Genomic DNA, 24772 nt, shown 5'->3' with positions numbered 1-24772 from the left:
CCGCTCAGACAATCCGCTTGACGACGACGTCGCGTGGCATGGCGGCGATGCGAACGACGTCGCCGCTCTGCGGTGCGTGGACCACTTGACCGCCGCCCAGGGCGATCTGGACGTGCTCGGGGCCGCGATTGCTGAATCGAGAGAAGACGAGATCGCCGGGCTGAGCATCCACTGGGTTGATACGGGTGCCGAGATTGATCTGGTCATAGGTTGTCCGTGGCACTTCCGCTCCGGCCGCCTGGGCGTAGGACCACTGCACCAGGCCTGAACAGTCGAAGCCGCCGCCCGTGGGGCCGCTGGCGTTGCCGCCGCCCCACACATAGGGGAGTCCCTTTGCCGTCAGGGCCTTCTCGGCGATCTTGCGGCCGGCCTCGCTGCCACCGCGGCCTGCTGGCAGTCCCGCCGCTTCGCGCTGCTCGCCGTCAGACCCCTCGCGCGTGGACGACGCAGGCTTGAACGCCGAAGCAAGGCTCGCCGCCGGCGATGTCAGGGCACTCAGCGGTGATCCGCCACCGCCGCCTCCTGATTGGCCGCCGCCGGGCATCCCGCCACCGCCGCCGCCTGATTGGCCGCCGCCGGGCATCCCTCCACCCGCGCCCTGCATAGCCGCCTTCGCCTGCTCGTAATAGCGCTGCGCCAGACGGTCCACCATCACCCTGCGCAGATCGGCCGGCGGTATCTGCTCACGCACGGTGTTGGCCCCATTGCCGACGGCGTCGGCCTTGGCCTGAAGCACGCCCAGTTGTCCCATGGGGGTGCCTTCCACGGGAGCGAGCTGGCCGCGGCGATCGTCGTAGGTGCCGTGGATACCGTCGAGCTGATCACGCGCGCCGGTCACGTTGTCGGCGGATTCATCCACGACCGGCACCAATGAGGGGTCAATCTTGGCCAGCTCAGCACTGATCTCTGCCTGGCTCTTGCGGTCGTCGATGAGTTTGTCGATGAAGGCACCCAACCCGCCGGGCAGGGCGTTGAGGCGCTGCTGAATCTGGTCAGGTACCTGCGAGGGCAGCGGAGCGGTCACCGGAGTGCCCTCACCGAGGAGTCCGCGCAGTTGGTTGAGGATCGAGCTGACTTCGTCGCCGGTGCTCATCGCGCACCCACTTCCCCGGGGTCGCGTCGCGCATGCGATGTCGTGGGCCGCGGTGGCGCCGCACGTGGCACACGAATGAGATGCGCATACCCAGCGTTGACTGCCACCCGAGTCCCTCCGTGTTCGTGGTTGCTCAATATTCCCATGACAGGGGATCGTGAGCGCTTCTCCCACGTCACCGGATTCTGTGCAGTGGTTGAATCCGACGCCAAGCGGGTGGAACACTCCCGCCGCTGCCCGTGTCGAGGCGCTCACGGCGGGCTGAGGCCCCCGCGAAATTGGTGCATCAGCACCCCCGTGGGGCGTGTGAGGATCGGTAGTAACCGGATACGGAGTAACCCGCCTGGCAGGCGGTCCGTTCCGTCAGGACTCACGAGAGGAGCCTGCGATGGGCCCTGTCACTGCGGCGGCGGCGGCCGGCGACGACATGGATGCGGTGCGCAGTTTCGCCCGCAACCTCAAGATCGCCTGCGACGAGTTGCACGACGATCCGTTCAACCCCGAAGCGCGCTCGGCCTTGCTGCGACTCCTCGAAGACGACTGCCGGGCAGCCGATGCCGCATTGGCCCGAGTCGTCGAGAACTGCGGCGCGTAGGAACCTGCCAGGCGCGCCCTGCACCGTGCCTGCGCGGTGGTGACTCACCCAGCCGCGGGTGAGCTGCAACAGCGAATCGCGCTGGCCGCAGTGTTGACGGAAACCGGCCGCTGCGTCGGTACTTCCCCGGTGATGACAGTCCGACACAGGGGAGCGGCATGGGTGAAGTAGGCGCCGAGGCCGTGGATGGCCGCCGGACGCGGTGGAATCATGTGCAAGGCCGGTAACGAACCCGGCGGGCCCCGGCGCTGCAGTGCCGATCCCCGTGCCCAGCTGCAGCGTTCGGTGGAACGAGTCAGCGAACTGGAAGCGCGGCGAGACCAGCTCGCCGCGCAGATCCGCGCTCTCAGCGCCGAACGAGCACAGCTCGCCGAGGCCATCGACGACGAGCACGCACACCTCTACGAAGCGATTACCGCCGCGAAGCCCCGCACCATCGACATCAACAAGAACGAGCGCGTCAGGGTCGGATACTCCGTGCGCGGCGGCGAGCCCACTGTGAGCGTCGACTGGCACGGAGCGATCGGCGCGGTGTCCTGGGATGGACGCGCCGAGTTCGACGAGCAGACCGCGCACGCCCTCGCTGACGCCCTGAGCGGGCCGGCACCAGAGCAGTGGCAAGTCAAGAGGCTCACCCCGCCGGGCTCTCGCTATGAGTTCGTGTACGCACGCCAAGAGCCAACCAAGCCCGGCCCCATCGTCCTGGACGTCATCGACCGCGACGGGCTGCAAGATATGAACTCCAAAGCCCTCAAGCTGACCGCCCCGGCCGTGCGCAGCTTGTGCCGGGCACTGCGTGACGCAGCCAGCGGACTGTCCGGGGCCCAGCAGGCACCGCCGGCGGACCAGTTCGACAGTGCGCCGGCCAAGCGCCGTTGAAGCCCGATCGGATCCAGGGGGGCGAACGCGGCGGAATAGCGCCAGTAGCTGCGCGGGTATGCCGTAGCTTGCTGGTTGCATCACCGAACATCGCATAGAGCCGTGACCAGCGCTGATGGCATGTCCCCGGCTGAGGGCGGGCAACCGGGCAAGAAATGGGGGAGAGCGTCGTGGCGTCACTCACCCGCTATGGGGCGGAGGTCGGCTCAGTCTTCAGTCTCCTGGGTCAAGAGGAGAACGACCTCACCGCAGCGCTCGGATTCACCATGGCGCGCTGCAAGGCCCTGGGCGCCGCCATCCTCCGCCGGGTGTGGCCCGCCTTCGACGACAGCGACGCCGACGTCAGCTTCGCCCTGGAAGTGCGCGCTGAAGTGGGCCGCACCGATCTGGAAGTTCAGCTCCCCGCCAGCTCCTCTCTGCTGATCTTCGAAGCCAAGCGCGACTGGCTCGTCCCCACCACACAACAGCTGCAACAGTATGTTTCGCGCATTCACCGGCACGGCTCAGGTGCGCTGGTGTCGTTGTCGCAAGCCTCGCCTGCACTCGCGGCCACACAACTGCCCGCCGACATCGACGGCGTTCCCGTGGTGCATCTGTCCTGGCGCGACGTCTTCGCCGACATCGCAGCAGCACGGCCGCTCTGCCGTGGGCGAGAACGCATCTGGCTCGAAGAACTGCACACCTACCTGACGGAAGTGATCCGCATGAGGACCGTGGCCGACAGCATGACCTACAGCGTCGTACTCAGCGAGGACCGCCCCGGCGGTGAGGGCACACCGACCTTCCGCGAGATCGTCACCGAGGGCAACTGCTACTTCCATCCCTACGGCATCGGCGGATGGCCCACGGACACACCGAACTTCATGGCCTTCCGGTGGGCCGGGCACGTCCAGCGCATCCATCGCATCGTTCGCGTCGACGTCGTCCCCACCATCCGTGACCGGTTCGACTACCTGCCCGAAGGCCCCCTCAGCGACCGGGCGCACGCTGTGTATGACCTGGGGCCACGCATCCCGCCCTTCGAACCGATTCCCAACGGCGCCGGGATCTACCCCTCATCTCGACTGTGGGTACTCCTGGACCAGTTGCAGACAGCGCCCACGCTGAAGGACGCAATAGCGCAAACGCATGCACTACAGGAGAAATGGGCGTCGCCGTGACGCTGAGGGCGAGCCCCGGGTAGGTCTTCGCCAGGATAAAAGCCATCACCCCACGTGCGTGACCACACCGGATGGTCGCACCGGCAGGTCGGCACGGGGCGCCATGCTGAGGGTTGCGGAGTCGAGAAAATGCAGATGCCGCGGCCCCGTTTCTGGGCGCAGTGGAGTGCGAGACTGACTCAATGAGTCACGTTGTGCACCCAGTCGCGTTGCCGGAGCTGCCGCCGGCCCGGGACTTCCTCATGTCCGCCGGCTTCGAGGGTGTGGCGACGTTGCTCGCTGCAGTCATCGTGCTCAGCGCGGTCATGGTCGGGTCGCGTCGTGCCGGGAAGCGGAGCCTTGCCGAACGGGAACAACGCGATCGCCACCATGAGGAACGGCGTACCGACGAACAGCACGCGGCCGCAGTCGCGCGCTGCTGGGATCGCTGGTGGCAGCTTCTCGAAACTGCCGAGATAGAACCTTCAGCCAGCGAGGGCGCGACCCTGGGACTCGGGCCGGAGGTGGCCCTGGAACTTCTGCGAGGACTACTCCGAGATGCCGAGCAGCTTGGTGACGAGACGCTCACCAAGGCGATTGCGGTCTACCAGGAGCAGCTGCTGTTGGTTCTGGTGCAGCAGAGCGGCCCACTGTCTGCTTTGGCCAAGGAGTCTGGGGCCCTATCGGTCAATGGCGCACTCATCACCTCCACGCGACGGGACACGTCTGCGTCAGCCGACCACGGATCTGCGTCGACCGGGGCTCCTGAGCAGAGAAGGCAGGCCGAGGTGGAATCGACAGCACCCGACTCGATGGTCGCTGCGACGTCATCGCCCGTCCCGGCAGAGGCAACTACGGGTAGGCGGCGTCGGCGATGACCACCACGCGACAGCACATCGAGGATCTGGAGCACTCCAAGTGGGCTGGGGTGACCAAACAGGCCGCCCAACATTCGGTCGAGACGGCGCAGCGGCTGGGCTTGACACCGCGGCCGGAGACGGTGGCAGCGGCCGCGATGACCGAAAATGAACTCATCGAGCGCCGCAAGCGGAACGGGCCAACCAAGAGACGATCCTCGCCGGTGATGCAGCTCGTTGAGGCCGACCAACGAAGTCGCGAGGCTCACAGCCGGGAACGTGACGCCCAACAAGGACGACTCGATGCCGAAGCAGCAGCCGCGATCGCACGTGCTGACGCCGACGAGTCCGCGGCGATCGCCACGGCCGCGTGTGAACGCGCCAGGGCGGTGGAAGCCGAATCGGCAGAACGAGACCGCAGGCGTTCGCGGGAGCATACGGCCGATCAGCAGGCGTTGGAGCAGGCGCGTGCTGAGACCGCGCGAGTGCGCGCTGACACCGCTACTGAGGTAGATCAGGTACGCGCCGACGCGGCCGCCGAGGTCGCCGCTGCGCACGAACGCGCCCGCGCCGCCGAGGAACGAGCCGAGCAGCGAACGAGCGAGCGAGCCGCTGAGCGCAGCGCCTCAGAAGCGACGGTGCAGGAACTTCACGCGCAGCTGGAACGAGTCCGCGCCGACGCGGCGGCTGAGGTGGCCGCCGCGCGGGAACGTGCACGTGCAGCCGAGGCACGGGCCGAGCAGCGTGCGACTGAGCGCGTGGCCGAGCGCGCGACTGCCGAGGAAGCGCTTGGGCGGCTCCACTGCGAAGTTGAGCAGGTGCGCACCGACGCCGCTGCTGAAGTCGCCGCAGCCCGCGCCAAGGCAATCGGTGAAACAGCCGCGATCCGGGCACATGCCGACGCGGAGATCGTCGAGGCCCAACTCGGCGCGCAGGTCGAAGTCGATGTCGCCCAAGGACAGATCGCCATTTCCGCACGTGCAGCGCAGGCTCAGATTGCTGAAGCGAGGAGTGCCGCGCAAGCCGAGATCGACAGTGCCCACGCCTATGCCGAGGACGTGGTGCGCCAGGCGCAAGACGAAGTGGCTCGGGTGACGGCGGCGGTTCAAGCGTCTGGCCCGCTGATGATTCCTGTTGCGCCCGTGCACGTTCGGCCGCAGATCCGAACGCTTGAGGCTATCTTGGATGCCCTGTACCGGATCGATTACGTTCTGGAGAGCGCGATGTCCGGGGCGCAGTCACAGCCAGACGCAGATTACGTACGGGGCTTGGCCGCGACGGTTCAGGAACGGGCGCAGGGACTATCGGCGGAGTTGGCCGACCTGCCCGGCCGGTTCACTGATCAGGCTGATGTAGAGGCTTCCGCCGCCTACGCCAACGCCGCCGGCGCCGCCTACAGCGCACTTCTGCAGCGCATCGAGGACGTTGCCTGGAGGATGATGGGCCGCGCCGAAGACTCCGACGCCGAGATCGTGGAGTCTGTGTCGGCGATGGTCGCGGACCCGTGGATCCAGGCACTGCGTCAGTAGTGCCACTGATCGGCTATCGCCATCCAAAGAAGCTCCAGCAGAACATGTTCACGGGATATGTCACGACTATCTCGGCAGAGCGATGCAGTGGGACAAATCGAATGATGGAGGTTTCATGACACAGAACTACCCCGACGTGGTGAACGCATGGGCCTTAGCCCTCCAACCGACTACAGCGCGGCCGAGCGAGTTCCTCATCTACGCTCTCGCCGACAACACTGCTGAAGCGGCACGGAAGGTGGAGTCCGACCTCAAAGCCGCCAAGCCGGGTGACTTCGTTGATGTGGCTGTCCGCTTCACGAACATGATGGATACCACCACGCTGCACGTGCAGCCCCACATGTGGGGGGTGTGGTGCGTCATGGAACGCACCGTCCTCGCTGCGGAAATGTTCGCCGGCTCAGCGGAGCCGCAGCACTAGATCGGTAAGCGCGGCTCCCTGCCGGCCCAAGCATTGGGACTGCTCAAATGTCGCAACTGTTCCGTTGTGGCCGGCGTGAAAAGCGCCTACAGTATGTCCTCAGCGAGAGGCACACTAGGTCCGCATTTGCCAACGGCTTCCATGCAGCCACGGCAGAGCACGACACGGACCGAAGGATCCGCGGTTCCTGCCTCATCCTTGACGACGGTCGTGTGAACTGATCGGTGTCTGGCATGGAGAGGGCGCCGAGAGCGGAGCACACCCATGACGTCACCACGCCCTTCTCGCAACACCGGGCCCAAACGACGAGCCAAAGAACTCGCCAAAGAGTTGAACGTGAGTTACCAACAGGCGCAGCAGATACTGCGCGCATCACGCAGTGAACAACCCCCAATGCATCCCTGGAACGCGGCAGGGCCGCCGACGGCCAGGCGAACTAAAATCACTGGACATTACGAAGCGATGGAGACCTATCCCATCGTCGTCTGGGGGCTCTATGTGGATGACCCAGACAATGTCGCCGCCGGCACCGTTGGGCAGACAACCGACCGCATCGCCCACCAAGTCGCCGCACGCTTTGACTGCATCTATGAATACTGCGTCGATGACGACGAGTACGGAGTCGGCGATGAAGTGATCAAGTACTACCAGTGGTATGTGGTCGTGCCCAAGGGCGCCCACCCAGATTCACGCGTCCATCCCGACTCGCCCCCTCCAATTATTGAGGCTCTGACCACAGAGCTGAAAGCGGCGTTGCCGACGAGTCTCGACGCGCGCGGCAAGTGGCATGCGCGGCCTGAGGACGGGGAGAGCTACCAGCTCAATGCCGAAAACTATTGCGAGCGTGTGTACGCCGATCTGATCAGCGCGTTGGAGCGGAAGGTAAAGCCGCTGCTAGCCGATGATGTCGACTACCGTGGCGGCCTCTACGTGTCCGTATCCTCCTCGCGGACGGGCAGCTTGATCGGGGGGTACTCGGTTTACCTACGGGCCGAAGGCGGGATATCGGTCACTATCGGCGCCGGCCTACCGTCGGGGCAGTTGAGTAAATGGCCAGACGATCTCGGGAAGCAAGGGCGGCCCATTCTGACCGGGCCGCGACCGGCAGGACCTATCTCATGGATCGCGCAGGTGACCAAACAAGCCCCGGGCGCGATCCCCTCGCAACTATCCGCCGCGACTCCATCCGACCTCGCCGATCAAATCGTGAGGGCCTTGCGATCGGACTATCCCGCGTTGCTTGGCTAGCAGCACATGGCCCGCGTGCCAGAGCTTCCGGGGGTGGGGTGCTAGGGCGGCCGGGCAGAATCGCGGGCAACTCCGAGATCCTCAGCCAATCACGGTGGTGGTGCAATGCTGTTCAAGGTCTCCAGGGCAGGTCCGCGCACAGGTGGGCTGGCGACGCGATCGAGCAGCAGGAGGTTCAGCGGTGCGGGCAATCATTGGGGCGGCCATCGTGGCCTCAGTACTCGTCGGTTGCAGCTCGGCCGGATCATCTGAAGGCCTCGACAGTCAGCGGGCGGGCGGTGACTCGTCGACGACGAGCATCTCGCCCAGCGTCGTGGAGTCGTCCCCCTCTTTGGCCCCGCAGCCGGCGTTCGTCACCGCGCCGGCCGCTCAGGCCGCGTTGCTCAAAGCTGCCGAGCTAGCGCAGATCGTCAGTGACACCGAGATGCGCCCCTTGATCGAGTTCACCCACCCATGGGAGGAGTCGACGGGTGTGGAGCCCAAGAGCTGCGCACCGCGGCTCCTGTTCAACCAGGCCATCGGCGCGGTGAAGTATCAAGCGGTCAGCGGCAATAGAGTCAAAGGCGCGCGCGGGCAGCTCGCGGCCCAACTGGTCACGGTGTTCGTCGACAGGGCGCAGCCCGGTGCCGTGCTCGCCGACTTCATTCTCATGTTCGGCTATTGCCCTGCCCAACAAGCATTCTCGACCACCGCGCGGGATGTGACGCAGCACTGGATACCAACAGAGGTGGCCAGCGAAGGCATGGATCGATCGAGCAGAATCGCATCTCGCGCGGGCGCGGGAGCCGACCGCCTGGAGGAGCCGGCGCGGCAGTGCTATCACGCCGCGGTAGCCAGGGCCAACGCCACCATCGAATCCATCGTCTGCGGTGACGGCGACTCGAAAGCCATGGCGAATACGGTCATCGACCGCATCGCTGAGAAGCTGCCGGGCTGACCTCTCTAGGAGTCGAGGAGCTGACGCGCTAACGCATCCAGCGACGCGGTGACGTCGGCGGGGATGCGCTGACCGGCCTCAAGAGCCACGATGTGAGCCGCGTCGACGCCAGCGGCCGCGGCCGTCTCCTCCACGGACAGCTCAGCCATGTGGCGCGCTGCGTAGATCCGGTGGCTCAATGCGGCGCCTGGAACTCGAGCGGCCTGCATGACGAGCTGGTTATAGGTGCGCCGTACGTCGCCGAGAAGCACGGCCATACCCGGGCCTCTGGTGGTGCGTACGGTGGCGGTCGCAGTGTCCTGGACGCGGCGTAGCTCGCCGAGCAGCTGGTCAGCCTGACTGGTGAACGATGCGTCCTCCTGGGCGGGCAGCGTGGCAATGCGCGCTTTGATGCCGTTGAGGGCGAGTTCGAGGGCTTGTACGAGGACCGTGACGCGCACGGTGTCGGACATGACGTCGGTCGTTGTGTCGGGGTGGCTGTGGGCATAACGCACGCGGGCGAGGTGGCCGGGCTCCCAGCCCAGGGCTTTCTCCAGCTTGGCCCGTGTGTTGTCGCGTGGCCAACGCCGTCCTCGTTCGAAGGCGACAAGGTTGCTCTGGCCAATAACGCCGTCGTCCTTCAGTTTTCGCTGGGAGAAGCCCAGTTCCTCGCGGCGCTTGACGACCTCTTCGCCGGCGGCCGCGATGCCTGGGTCGAGATCCTCGGCGGACGGATCGTCGGTTGACTCGTCGACGAGGCTGTCGAGGTCGGAATCCGGCGCGGTTTCGATGCGTTCACTCAAACGTTTCGACGGGGCAGTCAGGGTGAAGGTCACTGGTATCCCTTCGGTGTCGCCGACGTGCACGGTGAGTCCGTCGGTGATCGCAAGGCAGTCGATGGGTTCGCCGTGGAGGTAGGTGCCGTTGGTGCTGTGGGCGTCGGTCACCGTCCACCCGGCGTCGGTGGCCTCGATCTGAAGATGCGTGCGCGATACCCGGGGGTCGGCGATCCGGATGTGGGCGGGCAGCTCGCGGCCGATCGTGATGGGCGCGTCCTGAGGCTGAACCGTGTGGGGGGTCGATCCGGCACAGTCGATGGTCAGGTCGGGAGGCGATCCGGGGGAGTCGATCACTGCGTTCCGATTCTGTTGGTCGGGTTCGAGCTTTGGCGCTGAGGCGGGTGCATTCCAGTGATCGCATGCTAGCACTGCGCGCTCACTCCATTGCGGACGTTGCCGATCTGTAATCAGCGGCTGGCGAAGGCCGTCTAGTCCCGTGAACGCCTCATTCTGCCTGTTGTAGCGCATTTTGCGTGCGAGGTGCGCGTGGGCGGGGCGTGTTCGTCCGCTATCGCTTGGCAATCACTGCGCTATCGTTTACAGTCGCAAAGTGAAAGCACTGCCCTCCCGTGGCGGATGCCCAGACGGAAAGGGATCGCGATGTCCGAGATGCGGCACCGTCAGCCTTCTGATCAACCGATGAGCAGCGCCGATGACGCACAGACGCGCGACGCTGAAGCAGGCGCCGATGGCACGGCAGTGCTACGCCAACTTCAGGTGGCGTGCGACGACCTCTACTGCACGCCCCTCGACCCTGAGGCGCAGGAACAGGTGCGAGATCTCCTGCTGCGCTCCACTCCAAGCCTGCATGAGCATCGCCTTCGTGCCCGCCGGATCAAGGTCGCCTGCGACGAGCTGCACGACGACCCCGCCGATCTCGACGCCCGGTACACCCTGCTCAGCCTCTTGGGCACACCGGCCTGACCGGTGTTAGAGGGTGTCAGCAGGCCGGGCGCCCTGCACGCGGTCAGGCCTGTGCGAGGGCGGCGACGAAGTGGTCGTCGAGGTGCTTGACCGCGAGATAGCCGCCGGGGTCTGCGAGCGCGGCGACTGTGTCGGGGTCGTCCACGGCCATGATTCGGCCTGAGTAGACCGACAGCTGTCGGGGAAGCCCGCTCAGGCTGCCCTTGCCGGCTCCGGCGTCGGTACGGATCACGACGAGGTAGTCGGGTTCGATCCGGTAGATCTCGTTGGGGTCCTGGATGGGGCGCGTGGCACCGACGTCGATGGGGTTGCGGTCTGCGTCCTCGCTGTAGCGAAATCCGAGTGACTGCAAGTAATCAGAGGCAAATGAGGGTGCCAGGACGCGCGCGATGCCCGCGTCGGTGGCTGCCAGCACTTCGATCGACTTTCCTTTGAACGCCGGGTTCTGATTGGCCAAGTCGTTCTGGCGGGACAAGGTGGCGTCGATCAACTGTCGGGCCTTGTCCGCCTGGCCGAGGATGCGGCCGATCCAGTTCAGCTGGCTCTGCCAGTTCCAATCTGCGCTGGTGTTCTCGGGCGGGTGATGGTCGGGGCGATCTCGGTGAGCCTGCGGAAAGTGGCGTCGTCGATGTCGCCGGTAGCGATGATCAGGTCGGGGTTGGTCTGGGCGATGGCCGCGGTGTCGATTGAACCCAACACCGCAGGGCTGCCGGTCACGGCGGCCTGCTCAAAGGCGGGCAGTGTGGCAGCGGGAGCGGTCATGGCTACCGGCTGCACGCCAAGGGACAGCACAGCGTCGGCGTCGCCAGGTCCCAAGGCCGCTACGGCTGTCGGCGCCGCAGTGACTTCGGTCTGGCCGTGTTTGTGCAGGAACGTCTGCGGCGAGTAGGGGTTTTGCGCAGGGTCGCTGAGCGCGAAGTAGCTGCCGAGCGCGACGACCAGGACGACCACGAGCGCCGCGGCGGACGCGATGACCGTTCGCCGGCGGCGCGGTCGCCGCAAGGGGGTCATCGGTCCGCCGGCCGGCGGCCGGGGCGGCGGCACGGATTCGTAGGGCGAGGGCGGAGCGGGGGTCGGCTGGCCGACGGCATGTCCGGGGCGCTGCGGGCTCGGATACGACGCTTCGAATGGGGACGGTGGTGCTGGCTCGGGTTCCGGTGCGCCAGATGGTCTCGGTGTCGGGGCCGCGGGGGCAACTGGCCCGCTGTTGGTGCCCTGAGACGGCGCTGCCGCTGCCGGGGGCGTACCGGCGGTGCGCCATGGCTGGGTGTGTGACGGGGCCGCTGTGGTGGCCGTGAGAGCGGCAGCAGCGTCGGCGGCGAGTGCACGCGCGCTCTGGTACCGGTCGTGAGGGTCCTTCGCCATCGCCTTGGCGATCACCGCATCGAGCGTCGCTGGCAGAGCCGGTGCGAGATCGGTGACTCTAGGGGGCGACTCGAAAAGGTGAGCAGACACGACCGCGGCCATTCCGCTGGCCTGCGCCTGGAAGAACGGCGTCCTGCCGGTCAGGAGTTGATAGAGCGCGCAGCCCAGTGAATAGATGTCGGCGCGGTGGTCAACGGGAAGGGCTTTGAAGCTCTCCGGGGCGGTGTAGGAGATGCTGGCCATCACCGTCCCGGTGCGGGTCAGTCCGGCCGCATCATCGAGCGCCCGGGCGATGCCGAAGTCGGCGAGGAAGACACGCCCATCGTCGGCATCGAGCAGGAAGTTGGCCGGCTTGACGTCGCGGTGCAAGATCAGGCGCCGGTGGGCGTAGTCCAAGGCGGTGGCCACGTCGCCGATGATGCGCGCCGCCCGCACGGGCGTCATGTGCCCGTCGCGGAGCTGCTGATCGGCGTCGGTGCCCGGGATGTACTGCATCGCGATCCAGAGGCGCCCGTCATCGGTCTCACCGCGGTTGTAGACGGTGACGATGTTCGGGTGGCTCAGCGTGGCGGCCAGGTCGGCCTCGCGTTGGAACCGGCTGCGGATCTCCTCGTCGCGGGAAAACTCCTCGGACAGGATCTTCAGTGCGTCGCTGCGGGGCAAGTTCGGATGGGCAGCACGGTAGACGGTCCCCATACCGCCGGCGCCGAGGACCGCTTCGATCGTGTAGCCAGCAACGACCGTTCCCACGCTCAAGGCCATGGCTTGCTCTGCAGCTCTCCTAGTCGACGGGATCTCCACGGATGTTACGAAATGCAAGTATTACCGAGCATGGCGCTGAGCTGCGCATCGGCACGCGCACCGAGGGCCGAACTGGACGGGCGTTGTCGACGGGAGGGGCCTTGCGGTGATGATCGGCCCGCTTTGCCCAGGATCGGCTTTACCGCGACGGTGCCTCTTGCCGGGCCTCTTCTAGCCAGTTCTGGATCGTGCGCGTCGACTTACCCAACTCGGCAGCGATCGCGCGGACGGAGCCACCTGCCCGCCAGGCGGACTGGACCGCGGCCCTCAATTCACCGGCGGCGGCGTCGACGCCGCCAGCTGCGGCATGCAGCCGCTCGCGTTCGGATGACGGGATCTCTCCGCGAGCAGTCACGCCGACACTGTAGCAGCGTCGACCACACTACTGTGGTATCAACTGCTACAGTGAGGGTTGGGCGCGGGCATGGCACCGGATGAACCGGGAAGACGGAATGGCCCGATGGGACCCGTAAGGAGACCAAACCAAATGAACACGATCACAGCAGATCCTGCCCCAACCTACTGGTCACTGCGGCCGTCGAGAATCGTCGCCCAACTGCAGCAGGCACCCCGGCTGGTAGGGCTGGGTGAGTACGGATTCGGAGGACGACGCCCCCACCGGCTGGCCCAAGCCCAGGCCGCGGCATTCGGCGAGTTCAACGAGGATCTGACGCGTGAACTCGTGAACCTACTCAATGAGCAGACCGCCAAGATCGGTCGCCCAGACGCGCTAGTGGCGTGTGCCCATCACCCGGCGATGAACATGTGGGGCACGTTGATCCGCTTCACCTTCAACGAAGCCCTCTCCATCATCGGCGGCAAACACACCCCGGCCCAGCAGCACCGAACAGGGCGACCGGCAAGCCCAAAGCTGATCGACGGAGCGTGGTGCGGCGTACGCGATGATGGGCGACGATTCCCGATCGCCGACCTCATGTATCGCCACGACGCAAGGGTTTTCGTCAACGACTGCCGTCCTGGCGGAACTGTTCAAGTACTCATGTGGCATCAGCACAGGCAGCAGTGGGAAATGCCATACGCGTGGAATGAACACCTCACCGACAGCGAACTGATGCACGGAGATCCCCGCTATCAAGGCGAATGGAAAGACGCCAAGCTCATCAACGGCCGCATCGTCCTGCCAGGGCAGCCCGGATTTGAAGCCCCCGAAAGCTGCCCGCGGCCGATGCGGAAACTCGGTCGCGTTCTCCCCCCGTCGCCGGTCCGATAACGGAGGGGGTTGCGCAATGATCAGCACATACAGCCGCGGCAGCGTCACCCTGACTGTCGAGCGAGGTGCCGGCGCAGACCTGCTGGCGTTCACCATCACACGCACTGCACCGCTGACGGCCGACGAAATCCGACGGGTCAACGCTGAACTGTCTGACTACTCCACAGCAGATGGTGCGAAGTTGGTTCAGTCGCCCGCTACAGGGGCATGGGAGGTGCGCGCCAACGGCATTGCCCTGGCGAGCGACCACGGCGACCACACCTCCGAACTGCAATGGACGGTGCCCGCCGGTAATCCAGCGACCTAGCTGTGCTGTCTCATGAGATTGGTTACGCGGTGAGCCATCAACAGCACGTGGAAACTGCGTTGCTCGAAATGCCGAGGAAGTGAAGGATTGACAGATGGCGAATCCAGACGCGAGCCAGGCAGGCGACAACAACACGCCACGCCACGCTGTCCCTGTCGCACGATTGGAGCGCGTCGAGCCAGATCTTGATGATGTTGTTTCTCGGCTGTTCTGGAGGAGAGGTTTTAATCCGGAAGTTGCCTGGAGAATCGCGGTCAGCGGTGATACGGCGGCGCGCATGGCCGGCACCCATCTGGAAGAGGAGTGCACGGCGACAGCCGAGCTGCTGGCTCGGGCTGCCGCGTTTGGCTGGTGGCCAAAGAGACTCAACGGTAACTACGTTGCGGTTCCCCTGGAGCAGTGGGTGGCCGAGGGACACCCGTTCACCCAGATAGTTCCCAACGCCGAGGCCATGCTGGATCGCTGGGGTATCCAACCTGTCGTGGTCGACGCCGTTGCCAACGATCATCCACCGGGACGCCGCGGTAAGCCAGTGAGCCAAGACTTCGTGTCACCAATGTTCTGAGATACCGCACCTAGCCTGCGATCTCGAAACTGCGGAAACTGCAGTGCAACGCCTAGGTGCCGGCATCGCATGAGCGGCACCGATCCGGATGTCAGTGGGTCGCAATATAATTGAATTGTCTCGGCGGGCACATGAAGGGTCCGGAGGCATGACAACCGGATGGGTGTGAGCGCCCATTCACCAACAGAGGTTGCCCGGCGTCGAAGGCCTGGGGCAACGACCAGTGAAGAGGTATGACCATGGGATACTCCGCAAGCTCAGTAGATAACGACTTTCGGGTGCCAGTGGACGCAGTAGACGCGGCGCTATCGGCGCTCTGTCATGAATTCGGAGCCCATCACGCAACGCTGACCCAGGCGGTAGAGGACCTGACGTCCTTCCAGGAATGCTCGCAACCCGGCCGCGATGAGGACTTCGTGCTCGGGTACCACTGCGACACCTACGTTGCTGCCACCGACAAGGTCCTCGACATCCTGGGTCGCTACGCAACCGAGGGGTCATACGTCCGGCTGATCGGTGCGGACGACTGCCTGTTCGGCTTCCGCGTCGTCGGTGGCCAGTTGCGCGCTGAGCGCGGCAGCTTCACCTGGGCGCTGTCGGATCAAGAAGCAGAGCACCAGGGCAGCGGACTCGTTCCTGAGGAGGAGGAGTATCGCGTCGGCTGGGTCATCGACATCCAGGCCGACAGCCATGAGCAAGCGGCGCGCAAGGCTCTAGATATCCACCGTGATCCAAGCTCCATTGCCACCGTGTTCGAGGTTCAGCGCCGCTACGGGCCCGGGGGAGTTGTCGGAAGCGTCCAGCGCGTCGACCTGTCCGAGATCGACGGAGTGCCGACGTCGTGACGTTCGTCCGCTGTCGGGGCCGTGCCGAAAGCCAACGCGGCCCCGATGGCTGGCCGGGCGAACCTTTTCAGGCTCCGCCGTCGCCGCGAGTACGTGCAGCAACAGCCGAGCCGATACCACTGATTGCGACGTGTGACCAGAGCGCATTGACCCTGTATCCACCTGCGTGCAACCGCAGGAATGTAACGCTCACCGCGGCGCGCACGCGGCATACTTAGGCACCATGATCGGTGATCTCGCGGCGGTTACACGCGACCAGCTCGAAGCGTTAGCGCTCGACGTCCCCGACCAACTTGCTGCTGCGACCATCCCGCTCTGGCAGTCCTCGCTGAAGTCGAAGTATCACTGGGCGGATAAGCGATCGGCCTGCAAGTTCCTCCCCGGCGAACGTGAATGGACTCCCCTCAAAGAGCGAAAACCACCGCCAGTATCGAATCGGGTGGCTGCGCTGGATTTCAACATCTCGCTTCACGACGTGTGCTTGGGCTGCGCGCGGCAGGCGACGATCTCGCCGGCCGCGGATGCGTTCGTGACATTGGTCGCCGAGCTAGTGCGCGCCGCCGAATGGGTGCAGGACGGCCTCGATGGTGCAGCTGACGGCGACTGGACGTGGCTGCAGTTCGCGCGGTGGAAAGCCCGACAGCCCCTAGCCGGCGACGTCTGGGCGCAGAAGCTGCGGGAGATCCGTGGAAAGGGCTGGGCTGCAACCGCCTTGGAAGTTACCCATGCCGTCGATACCCATCGCCGATCCGCGGCATCTACCATTTCGCAACTCGCCAAGGGCATAGGCGACAATCCCGGCCGGTCCGCCATCTTGGAGAGAGCAATCCGGATGGTGGAGACCGACAGCGCGGCGCTCCAAGAGTCAGATGCGATCATGCAAATCTCGGGCTGCACAAAACCTCCCGATGTGTACCAGCAGATGATGGGTGCGCGGGGAGCGGGCTACAAGCAGCCGTCTCCGTGGCACCTCACCGCCGCGACATGGCGCGACGCGACTAAACGCGGCGGCAGCATCAGCGTGGATCGCCTGGCGGACTACTTCGACGAGCAATTTCCCCACGTCCACGACCTGAACGCACTGCCATGCTGCGCCGTGCACGACCCCACCCCTGTAGGGGGCGATTGCCCCCACACCTGGGCGCTGCGAACTGCTCAAGCCCATCGCCGCCTCCACGTGGCCGAATGGGTCCAGCGCCTGGAGCTGGCGGCCGGCGGGCTGTTCTCCACAGAAGGAGACACGACCGACAACTGCACCCACCTGATGTGCGTTCCGTGGTGGCCGCTCACCGGCGAAGGGATGGACTCGATCGCCTACCTCGCACAGTTCGAAGTCGTCAGCGGGCCACACCAACTTGCACGTCGCGACGGGTATGGCGGCTACCGAAGCGGCAGTGTCGCAATCCTCAGAGTCCCCGCCTGGGCCGCAGCGCACGTTGCAGAGCTGCCCGCCCCCATGCACAGCGAGCCCATCACCGACGATCGCCATCAAGCGATTCGACTAGCGAGGTGGGCCGGCGTCGCGATCGTCAGTAGCGAATTCACCAGTAGGCGCAAGCCCACGGTGATGGTCGATGAGGCCAGAAGTGGGCTCGCACAACGTGAATCAGGTTCAGGCCATTACTACTATGGGCGGGTGCACCGTCCGCTGACGCCTGACTCCGCTCCGCCAGATCTGTACCGCGGCCGCGATGGCGGCGGTGATTGGACTGCCTATGCCGTCCGGCATGCGTTGGAACCCGGAGCTGTATTCGTCTACGGCTGTGACGACCTGGCTCTGCTGAGTATGGGCCTACCGGAAGACAGCCGATGGCAAGTGCGCGGGCGCATCCACGTTGAACTGCAAACCGAATGTCCCTCACACGACGACCCCGGCCCGCACCTATGTGAGGTCGAAGGAGTGGTGGAATCGGTGCGGAGCAATGGTGCTCTCAGCTTCATCCCAGAAGGGCTGCACAACGGTGTCACCATCCCGGCCGCGTACATCGTTGGACTCACCGTCATCCGTTAGGTGGCGACGATCCGGCGCTCGGCCGGCGGCACGGGGTTAGTGGCAGGGCTGTTCGCGTATCGCCAAGGCGTGGTCGATCCCTAGGAGCAACGCCGCGGCCTGGGCATGCGCTTCGTCGTCGAGATACCGGTCGGCCAGGGGCTCGAATTCGATTGGGTCGACCGGCTCGATGTCTTCTGGTGAGAGGTCTCTGCCTGCCAGCTCGGTGGGTTGGACGAGTGGGAAAATCGTTCCGTCATCAGCGATCACAAAAGCGCGGTCTGCGTACTGCTGGTCGTATGGGTCATGAGGAAGGTCAACAATCCATCCGGTGACAGTGACGTTCGGCATGGGCTCGCGGATGTACGCGGCGGCCAGTTCTGTTTGGTCCCCGTAGTGGTCGCGCAGGCACTCATCATCGGGGTCCAGTCGGCACAGGAAGGTCTGATCCTTGGGGTGCAGGCCCAGGCGGTTCATTTTGGATATGAAGCGCTCCACGGCCATGGCCACCACCTCGTCTAACGCTTCCGCATCGGCCATCTTGGCGATCAGAAGGTCTGCCGCAGCGTCTAGCGCGTCGTGGATCTTGTGGTGTCGATCAATGACGTCCGGTTCGCCGTCAGCGGCCCTGCCGAGCGTCAGCGTGGGAGTTACCGGCATCTCTGATGACGCAGCAGCGGTAGCGAACTCGGGGCTTTGCAGCAAGTGGTAACACGCACCGGCAGGTGTCAGCACGTATGCCTCAGCGGGGCCCTCGCCGGGCACGAACCATCCGTCGACGACGACATTGCTCAGCATGACGCACGGAACGCCACAAAGGTCGAAGTCGCTTGGCTCCCGAGGGCTCGCGCATCAGCGAGGAACGGTTGCGGAGTGGCCGGGATCTCATCCTCAGCCATCCTCTGGACAAATTCAGCGATGCGTTCGCCAGTTAGCTGATCAAGTCGATTCACGGGAACCCCTTACGTCGCGGACCTTCGATTACCGGCCACGTTAACCCCAATTGGCCCGCGTTCGTCGGTACCGCCTCTGAGCGGCGTGTTGCGAGTCCTTGGGCTCTTGACGTGGCGATATCTGATCGGGGCGGCGTGAAGAGGTGGTGCGCGACAGGTGTCCGCGCGGGCCAGCCGAAAGCGGCCCGCTTATCGGCGTCGCGCGGTAACGCGCGACGCATACGCAGTTTGCTAGAGCGATTTAATCTCTGGAAAATTGGAATAAAGTCGGTGGAGTCGCCGCTCGGAATCGCTCTCTGAAGGGCCACTGACCGACCGATACCTCCTGGCGCCCGCCACTGGTCCGCCCCTGACCTGCATGAATGCGGCCGGATGGCAGGCGTCCTCTATCGAGGGGTTCTTTCCGCAGCCCGTTCCAGGCCCAGCAAATGCTGAGCCACGGCGCTTTGCCAGCTATGAATCCGCCGGTCAGGGGCCGAAACAGTACGTGGAACTGCTCGGCCCGAGTTCGTGATCTTTGCTTGCGGCGACGCTAACCGCAGGTGAGGCCTCTTTCGGCGGATTTGCTGCACCGGCCCGACATTCCCCAGCAACCTCCTCTCGACTCCCTGCGGAGCAGGCCCTGTCGCACAGCTCCGGAACTGCCCCACGCGAAGCTGCCACCCTGGCCTGAGTGTCCAACTTTCGTGCAGATTGCCGTCTCGGGCGGAACCCGCAGAACCCTCCAAAGATGTCGGTGGGTGAAGGTAAAATAAGTCATGTCGGACAACGACATACAACAATTCGGCCGGACGTGAGCGTTCGGTCACCGGACCCGTGAGGGGAAGCAACAGATGCTGAATTCAACCGTGAAAAGGGCAAGCGCACACGTGGATGCCAGCGAGCAGGACGAGACGCCGGTGCCCGAAGGCAGCGGACCGGCCCCCAGGGGCATGACAGATCAGGAACGCGAGGCGATCGCGAACGCCGTCGAACGAATGGTGGCGCTGGAAATCGACCCTGACGCAGCGGTTTACGTCGATGACGAGAACCGGCTGCCCTCCTACGCACGACACATCGGCACCGCGTGGGGCGGTCAAGAGCTGGACGACGACGAGTTGGACTACGCCATCGGGTGGCTCCCAGAAGTGGCGTTCCTCAACGATGACTCACCCTGGCCCGGCTCATACAACCCGTACATCACCTTGGCGCACCTGCGCACGATCGCGGGGGCCGTGAAATGAGCGACGGGACGCTGAAAATCAACGGCAACGTCGTCGAGGCCACCGAGTTCGCCTACGACGGCTGCCACAAGATCTACCTGATCACCTGGGGCGGCGACCGGGACCTCATGTTCGACTACGGCTTCACCGAAGCGGACATCCATCCCATCGAGACATTGCCCGAGGTATGGGAGGACACCTGCCCGCTGAGGTTCATCAGCAGCGCCGACCTCAGCGTGCACTACGTCGAGCAGTGCCAGGCGGCGCAAGTGAGCTGGGAGGCGGTGTAAGTCGGACGTCTTGGAAGCCCGGCCTACCGCAGCTGCCCCATCTGAATGTCAGTGCTGCACCGTATGATTACGGTGTTCGATCCAAACGGGCAGGCGTGCGCGTCTGCTCACCTACGAAGGGAATTTCGACATGGACAACCGCGCAGAATCCGCGAGCCTTTACTTCAAGTCTGGCTCCAGCGACAAGGTCTATCACGCGAGCATCGAATCAGCAGACGGCGGTTTCGTCGTGACCTTTGCCTATGGCCGCAGGGGAGCAACACTGACCACCGGGACCAAAACGAAAGCCCCGGTCGATCACGCCACCGCTCAGCGTATCTTCGAGAAGCTGGTGTCCGACAAGCGATCCAAGGGGTACACCGACGGCGACTCCGGCACGCCCTACCTTCACAGCGACAAGGCGGGCCGGGTCAGCGGGCTGCTGCCGCAGCTGCTCAATGTCATCGACGAGGGCGAAGCCGCCCGCGTCGTGGCTGACCCGCACTGGGTCATGCAGGAGAAGTTCGACGGGCGGCGCCTGATGCTGCGCAAGATTGGCACCGTGGTCGAGGGCGTCAATAAGCTCGGTCTGGTCGTCAGCCTGTCCGCCCCCGTCGCCGCCGCAGCTCTCGCCCTGTCCGGAGACTTCGTGCTGGATGGCGAAGTCATCGGCGATCGCTTTCACGTGTTCGACCTGCTCTCACGGGACAGCACCGACCTGCGCGAGCGGCCTTACCGCGATCGCTACAGCGCCCTTACCGCTCTGATCGACAGAGCCAGGTTTTCCGCTCACATCGTCTACGCCCGGTGCTGGACGGACGCGACAGCCAAGGCTGACCACCTCAACGAACTCCGGGAGCGCAACGCCGAAGGCGTCGTGTTCAAGCGATGGGATGCCCCCTATCGGCAGGGGCGCCCCAACAGCGGGGGGACGCAGCTCAAGCTCAAGTTCGTAGCGACCATCTCCGCGATGGTCACCGCGGTGAACCAGCAGCGCAGCGTGGGGGTGAGCCTGCTCGACGGCGACGACTGGAAGGCAGTCGGGAACGTGACCGTCCCGGCGAACCAGAACCGACCGCAGATCGGCGATGTCGTCGAAGTCCGGTACCTCTACGCCGCGCAATCTGGCGGCGCGCTCTATCAGCCCGTCCTCCTGGGCGTCCGAGACGACGTAGAGCCCGCCGAGTGCGTAGTAGCCCAACTCAAACTCAAGGCCAGCTGAGATCGGACCCCCGGCCGGAGGGCGCCTGCCAGCGCCCTCCGGGCCGCGTCGGGGGGTGACTCCCCAGCCGCAATGGCGGCCTGTAGGTCCCGAATACCGACGCACCCAGCCAACGGCGCTTAGTCCGCAGACCCGGCGGCCGCAGCTTCGTACCGGCTCAATCGCGGCTCCTGCCCCCTAGTTTGCCACCTGTGGGAATAATTGCCCTATGCGGTGAAAGAACCTGCCGGGCGGTCTGTTTGGCGAATATTGGTGGGGATCTGATGCACGGCGTCCACGTGGCTGGGCGGAAAAGTCGGCTAGTATTCGATCAGCGTCGCGTGCGCGCGGCGGACTCTTCGAGTTGCCAGATTGCAGTACACGGCCCCACATCGGCCGCTGGCTTACGAAGACCAGACCCCTCGGGTCACGCGCTTGTTGATGAACGCCAAGCCTCCTCGTTGATGTGGGACGAGGCAAAACCGCCTGACGTTTGGAGACTCGAATGACGCGCAGTAAGAAGCCCAACAACGCATCCAAAGATGCTGCACGCCAATATCAGCGCGACAATCCAGGCACACCGTACCCCGTGGCTAAGCGGGCGGTCACCCGCCCTGTCCAGCACGAGTACGAGTTCGTCGCAATGGAGAGTCCCCGCGGCGCGCACCTGGCGGCATACCGCCGGCTCGATGATGCCGCCCTCTTCAAGGTGCACTTGGATACCGCGGAGGTCAGCGTAGCTCTGGCCTTTTTCGCTGAGCGTGAGGACCAGATGGGGTTTGTTCCGTTGTCTGTCCCCGACGCGGTTCGAGACCGTGGCTCACGAATCGACGCTGAGAAGCTCGAAACATTGATAGTGGAAGGACTTTGGACGCGGGTATCGGGAGGGTACTGGATCCGAGACGACGAGACCCTTGCCTTCGCCCGAGCCGGGATCCAGGACTGGCGAGATGATTACCACCGGCAAGCAAGGATCTGCGAAGAGCGCCGGCATCACATAGTTCGGGACTACCCCGTGGGTAGCGATGATGAAGGAAACACGTTCTGTGAGGACTGCTGGCGCTGCGTGTGCGCCGAAGCTGAGAGCTGCGAATTCCCCCACACCACCAACGAACTGATCCTTGCCGACCACTACATAGCGAAGGCTCACACCGGGACGGCGGCGATTGAGGACGAGCCAGAGCCGACATATCGAGCAGTCCCTGTATGAGGAGGGTGCAGGCAATGATCCAAGCGTCGGGAGATCCGCCCTAGTTGAGGCTTTAGGTCAACTCAGCGACGCAAAACGTGCACGCGCTCGTTCGCAAGGGGTGTGCCCTCAGGCCCTTTGATGTGTGGTGCAATCCAAACGGGTTTGCGGTAGCTGCGTCCGGGTCCACACGCCTGTTGCCGCCAATGGCCATCCACCCACCACTGGTGCGTGTAGGTGCGGCTCCGGCCATTTCCGGAAACGTGTTCAGCAGGACCAGCCGCGAGACGGCGAAGGTCTATCAGGCTCACTGCGGAGTGTTCTGGTGGAGCGTCCCGGAAGGAACGGTTGCCCGCCCCCGGTGGCTCGGGGGAGGGATGCGCCGATTGGTGGAAACAGTCGTTTGAGCCATCAAGAGCCAGGCCGCGCCGAGTAATAGGACGGCCGGGACGTTCCGCTCATCGATGATGTCGATCGCCAGGGGCAGGTCCGCGTCGATACTGCCGCCGTTTCCGATTACGAAGGGAGTGTCAACACGCAGTTGACGCCGCGAGGCCTCACTGCGGTCAGCTCTGGATGCGCCGAGGATCTGGAGCGTGCCGTCCTGGAGGAAGTACCAGGCCATGGCATCTGCGGGCACGCGCTCTACTGGTGTTTCCGCGCCCCACTGCATCGCGAAGCCGGCTGCAGGCTTGGCCCAGCAGAGCAGGCCGCTTGAGGAAGGCATAGCCGCCCGCGGCGTCCATTCGGGGAGTGTTTTGGCGGCGGCAAGGGCATAGTCGACCATGTCGCGAGTGACCCAGTAGAGATTCGCCTGCGCAAGCTGAGTTCGCGCGTGTACGTCTCCAGCGATATCCACGTCCAGTCGAGCTGCGGCGCGCGGTTGACCGTTGTTTCGGAGCCGCGCGGCCTCCTCTCGGTCCTCGGTCACCCTTCGGTCGAACTCAGCGTGGATCCAGTGATCGCGGATGAACGGCATCGAGGTGGGCGCCCACGGGAAGGACGATTTGCGGGTCATACCCGACTACCCGATTCGAGGGTCATACGGATCAACGTTAGGACGTCATCGCTGGGTCCGCCGGATAATTGGCATGGCCGGTGGTGAGGATGGAACTGCGGTCAGCGCAGTCACCCGAAAGCGGGAGTTTCTAGGTCGAGACCCAGGCGGGTGACGGAAATCGCGCCTCGCGGAGGTACTTACTCAGCAGAGACGCCTACCACGGCTGTAGTAGGCCCCGATGCGAAAGGTCGCCGATGAACGCTCCACTTCTTCCAGCCTGGTTGATGGTTCCCGCTGCGGTCGCCGTGCTGGTGACGCTAGTGCTTGCCCTGTGGGGAGCCCCGCGCATTGAGCTCAATCGCAAATCCGGCGTTGGCGCTGGTGTTGCGACCAGGCTCGCCTACGTGCTCCTCGCGCTCTCGGTCGTGCTGTACGTCTGCGTTATCGCGGCCTCGACAGTGGCCGTCCCCTTCGCGCTACCGGTACCTCTAGTTTTGGCTTTGACCGTGCTGGTCGCGGCGCTGCCGGTTGTGCCCGCCTGGACGCTGTTGAAGAGCGCGCTGTGAGCCTGTGGGTGGCCATTGAGGCCACGGCTAGGCCGAGACCCCCGCGCAGTCCCCTCGTTCGGAAAGTTGCCGCCCAGGCTGCTGTCACCGCCAGTAAGAGGACCGGCCGTCCCGTAGACCCTCGCGTGCAGCGACTCGCTCAGTCCTGAGAATTGCGGACGCGAAAGTTCTGCACCGGTCGTCGAGATGGCCGGCGGCCAGGGTGCCCGCTGAAACAGGGAAGCCCCCTCCTGTGGAGGGGGCTTCTTCGCGAACAGCCGGTTTGAGCCGACTGCATCTGTCGCCCACTTTACACGGGCACGTTAGTGGCGGTGATTCAGCGAGGCGATGGGCAGAAACCGGACCTTGCCGCGACGTTGGCTGGCCGGGTCAGCAGCGAGATCCACCCGATGGCCGCACCTCTGAAAATTGTTCGTCTCCGAACCAGGGATTGGCTGCCAGGGCCGTTAAAGTGTTGGGTAATCGCCACGTCACGCGGCGGGAGCTGCGAAGGTCCAGGCCGCGACCCAGACCAACGTAGGCAGTCAGCCCCCATAGGGGCCGTGGCACGAAACCATCCTGAGTCTGTCGGCGAAGATGGCGGTCGCGGCGTCGAACCGGCGGCACACACGGAAGGCTTGGACGATGCCCGATTCCGCTCGGTTGAAGAAGCTCGCCCGTGCCTACATGGCGGCGCACCCTGGCACTGCGTACCAACAAGCTCTCCACGCCATCAGTGGGGACGACCCATCGCGAGCGGAGAACTTTCTGGCCGGCGCCCCGCGCGCTGCTGCTCCCGGTCAACTGGAACTCGCTGCCCTGCTGGGCGTCACCACCCGCGCGACGTTCGCACCAACTATGCGCGACCC

26 protein-coding genes and 1 pseudogene are annotated in these 24772 nt (G+C 64.8%); 20 read left to right on the top strand and 7 right to left on the bottom strand.

Annotated features, from left to right (window positions below; all coding sequences use genetic code 11):
* Nucleotides 1-4: 4 nt before the first annotated feature.
* A complete protein-coding gene (locus tag BVC93_RS34285) occupies nt 5-1093 on the bottom strand; it encodes a C40 family peptidase (protein ID WP_236950534.1) in 1089 nt (362 codons plus the stop codon).
* A 388-nt stretch (nt 1094-1481) separates the two neighbouring features.
* Between BVC93_RS34285 and BVC93_RS30775 the strand changes: the two genes are divergently transcribed.
* From BVC93_RS30775 to BVC93_RS33700, 8 genes are all read left to right on the top strand, one after another.
* Nucleotides 1482-1688: a hypothetical protein gene (locus BVC93_RS30775; protein ID WP_083741511.1), complete on the top strand. Its 207-nt coding sequence runs from the start codon at nt 1482-1484 to the stop codon at nt 1686-1688.
* A 210-nt stretch (nt 1689-1898) separates the two neighbouring features.
* Nucleotides 1899-2567, top strand: coding sequence for a hypothetical protein (locus BVC93_RS30770; protein WP_157517319.1), 669 nt, complete (start codon nt 1899-1901; stop codon nt 2565-2567).
* Between the two features lie 170 nt (nt 2568-2737).
* The gene (locus tag BVC93_RS30765) at nt 2738-3727 is read left to right on the top strand and encodes a hypothetical protein (protein WP_157517318.1); all 990 of its coding nucleotides are present in this window, start codon (nt 2738-2740) and stop codon (nt 3725-3727) included.
* A gap of 182 nt (nt 3728-3909) precedes the next feature.
* Nucleotides 3910-4584: a hypothetical protein gene (locus tag BVC93_RS30760; RefSeq protein WP_157517317.1), complete on the top strand. Its 675-nt coding sequence runs from the start codon at nt 3910-3912 to the stop codon at nt 4582-4584.
* Nucleotides 4581-6092, top strand: coding sequence for a hypothetical protein (locus tag BVC93_RS30755; RefSeq protein WP_083741508.1), 1512 nt, complete (start codon nt 4581-4583; stop codon nt 6090-6092). The genes BVC93_RS30760 and BVC93_RS30755 overlap by 4 nt, the downstream gene beginning before the upstream one ends.
* A 115-nt stretch (nt 6093-6207) precedes the next feature.
* Nucleotides 6208-6513, top strand: a complete 306-nt coding sequence (locus BVC93_RS30750; protein WP_083741507.1) for a hypothetical protein — start codon at nt 6208-6210, stop codon at nt 6511-6513.
* 264 nt (nt 6514-6777) lie between these two features.
* Nucleotides 6778-7761 (top strand): hypothetical protein, encoded by a 984-nt coding sequence (locus BVC93_RS30745; protein WP_157517316.1) that lies wholly within the window; start codon nt 6778-6780, stop codon nt 7759-7761.
* Nucleotides 7762-8092: 331 nt separating this feature from the next.
* Entirely contained in the window at nt 8093-8698 is a 606-nt protein-coding gene (locus BVC93_RS33700; RefSeq protein WP_192860448.1) for a sensor domain-containing protein, read from the top strand.
* A gap of 5 nt (nt 8699-8703) precedes the next feature.
* On the opposite strand, the gene BVC93_RS34565 is transcribed toward BVC93_RS33700, so the two are convergent.
* Entirely contained in the window at nt 8704-9984 is a 1281-nt protein-coding gene (locus tag BVC93_RS34565; RefSeq protein ID WP_083741504.1) for an FHA domain-containing protein, read from the bottom strand.
* Between the two features lie 171 nt (nt 9985-10155).
* Here BVC93_RS34565 and BVC93_RS30730 point away from each other — a divergent pair, with 171 nt between their 5' ends.
* Nucleotides 10156-10440: a hypothetical protein gene (locus BVC93_RS30730; RefSeq protein ID WP_083741503.1), complete on the top strand. Its 285-nt coding sequence runs from the start codon at nt 10156-10158 to the stop codon at nt 10438-10440.
* A 43-nt stretch (nt 10441-10483) separates the two neighbouring features.
* Here BVC93_RS30730 and BVC93_RS30725 read toward each other — a convergent pair whose 3' ends face one another.
* The 3 genes from BVC93_RS30725 to BVC93_RS30715 all read right to left on the bottom strand — a co-directional run bounded on the left by BVC93_RS30725 (nt 10484) and on the right by BVC93_RS30715 (nt 12961).
* The gene (locus tag BVC93_RS30725) at nt 10484-10930 is read right to left on the bottom strand and encodes a hypothetical protein (RefSeq protein ID WP_083741502.1); all 447 of its coding nucleotides are present in this window, start codon (nt 10928-10930) and stop codon (nt 10484-10486) included.
* Between the two features lie 44 nt (nt 10931-10974).
* Complete coding sequence (locus BVC93_RS30720) at nt 10975-12567, bottom strand: serine/threonine-protein kinase (RefSeq protein ID WP_083741501.1); 1593 nt, start codon at nt 12565-12567, stop codon at nt 10975-10977.
* 178 nt (nt 12568-12745) lie between these two features.
* A complete protein-coding gene (locus BVC93_RS30715) occupies nt 12746-12961 on the bottom strand; it encodes a helix-turn-helix domain-containing protein (RefSeq protein ID WP_083741500.1) in 216 nt (71 codons plus the stop codon).
* Between the two features lie 69 nt (nt 12962-13030).
* Here BVC93_RS30715 and BVC93_RS30710 point away from each other — a divergent pair, with 69 nt between their 5' ends.
* The 5 genes from BVC93_RS30710 to BVC93_RS30690 all read left to right on the top strand — a co-directional run bounded on the left by BVC93_RS30710 (nt 13031) and on the right by BVC93_RS30690 (nt 17565).
* Nucleotides 13031-13837 (top strand): hypothetical protein, encoded by an 807-nt coding sequence (locus BVC93_RS30710; protein ID WP_157517315.1) that lies wholly within the window; start codon nt 13031-13033, stop codon nt 13835-13837.
* Nucleotides 13838-13853: 16 nt separating this feature from the next.
* Nucleotides 13854-14144, top strand: a complete 291-nt coding sequence (locus BVC93_RS30705; protein ID WP_083741498.1) for a hypothetical protein — start codon at nt 13854-13856, stop codon at nt 14142-14144.
* A gap of 94 nt (nt 14145-14238) precedes the next feature.
* A complete protein-coding gene (locus tag BVC93_RS33330) occupies nt 14239-14709 on the top strand; it encodes a hypothetical protein (RefSeq protein ID WP_157517314.1) in 471 nt (156 codons plus the stop codon).
* A 284-nt stretch (nt 14710-14993) separates the two neighbouring features.
* Nucleotides 14994-15554: a hypothetical protein gene (locus BVC93_RS30695; protein WP_157517313.1), complete on the top strand. Its 561-nt coding sequence runs from the start codon at nt 14994-14996 to the stop codon at nt 15552-15554.
* Nucleotides 15555-15777: 223 nt separating this feature from the next.
* On the top strand, nt 15778-17565 hold the full coding sequence (locus BVC93_RS30690; RefSeq protein WP_157517312.1) for a hypothetical protein: 1788 nt from the start codon (nt 15778-15780) through the stop codon (nt 17563-17565).
* A gap of 36 nt (nt 17566-17601) precedes the next feature.
* Here BVC93_RS30690 and BVC93_RS30685 read toward each other — a convergent pair whose 3' ends face one another.
* Nucleotides 17602-18342 carry a hypothetical protein gene (locus tag BVC93_RS30685; RefSeq protein ID WP_083741494.1) on the bottom strand — a complete coding sequence of 247 codons (741 nt, stop codon included), beginning with the start codon at nt 18340-18342 and terminating at the stop codon, nt 17602-17604.
* Between the two features lie 988 nt (nt 18343-19330).
* On the opposite strand from BVC93_RS30685, the gene BVC93_RS30680 reads away from it, so the two are divergent.
* The 4 genes from BVC93_RS30680 to BVC93_RS30665 all read left to right on the top strand — a co-directional run bounded on the left by BVC93_RS30680 (nt 19331) and on the right by BVC93_RS30665 (nt 22379).
* Nucleotides 19331-19720 (top strand): hypothetical protein, encoded by a 390-nt coding sequence (locus tag BVC93_RS30680; RefSeq protein WP_157517311.1) that lies wholly within the window; start codon nt 19331-19333, stop codon nt 19718-19720.
* Nucleotides 19717-19989: a hypothetical protein gene (locus BVC93_RS30675; RefSeq protein WP_083741492.1), complete on the top strand. Its 273-nt coding sequence runs from the start codon at nt 19717-19719 to the stop codon at nt 19987-19989. Before BVC93_RS30680 ends, BVC93_RS30675 begins: the two co-directional genes overlap by 4 nt.
* 130 nt (nt 19990-20119) lie before the next feature.
* On the top strand, nt 20120-21190 hold the full coding sequence (locus tag BVC93_RS30670; protein WP_083741491.1) for an ATP-dependent DNA ligase: 1071 nt from the start codon (nt 20120-20122) through the stop codon (nt 21188-21190).
* Between the two features lie 568 nt (nt 21191-21758).
* Nucleotides 21759-22379: a hypothetical protein gene (locus BVC93_RS30665; RefSeq protein WP_083741490.1), complete on the top strand. Its 621-nt coding sequence runs from the start codon at nt 21759-21761 to the stop codon at nt 22377-22379.
* A 286-nt stretch (nt 22380-22665) separates the two neighbouring features.
* On the opposite strand, the gene BVC93_RS30660 is transcribed toward BVC93_RS30665, so the two are convergent.
* Complete coding sequence (locus tag BVC93_RS30660; RefSeq protein ID WP_083741489.1) at nt 22666-23376, bottom strand: hypothetical protein; 711 nt, start codon at nt 23374-23376, stop codon at nt 22666-22668.
* 236 nt (nt 23377-23612) lie between these two features.
* Here BVC93_RS30660 and BVC93_RS30655 point away from each other — a divergent pair, with 236 nt between their 5' ends.
* Both BVC93_RS30655 and BVC93_RS33695 read left to right on the top strand, forming a co-directional pair.
* Complete coding sequence (locus BVC93_RS30655; protein WP_157517310.1) at nt 23613-23924, top strand: hypothetical protein; 312 nt, start codon at nt 23613-23615, stop codon at nt 23922-23924.
* 624 nt (nt 23925-24548) lie between these two features.
* A pseudogene (locus BVC93_RS33695) lies at nt 24549-24772 on the top strand (hypothetical protein); the annotation flags it as partial.

The organism is Mycobacterium sp. MS1601 (genome assembly GCF_001984215.1).
Lineage (GTDB): Bacteria > Actinomycetota > Actinomycetes > Mycobacteriales > Mycobacteriaceae > Mycobacterium.
Note: the sequence above shows the minus strand (reverse complement) of the source record. Positions and strands in the feature narration are given on the sequence as shown.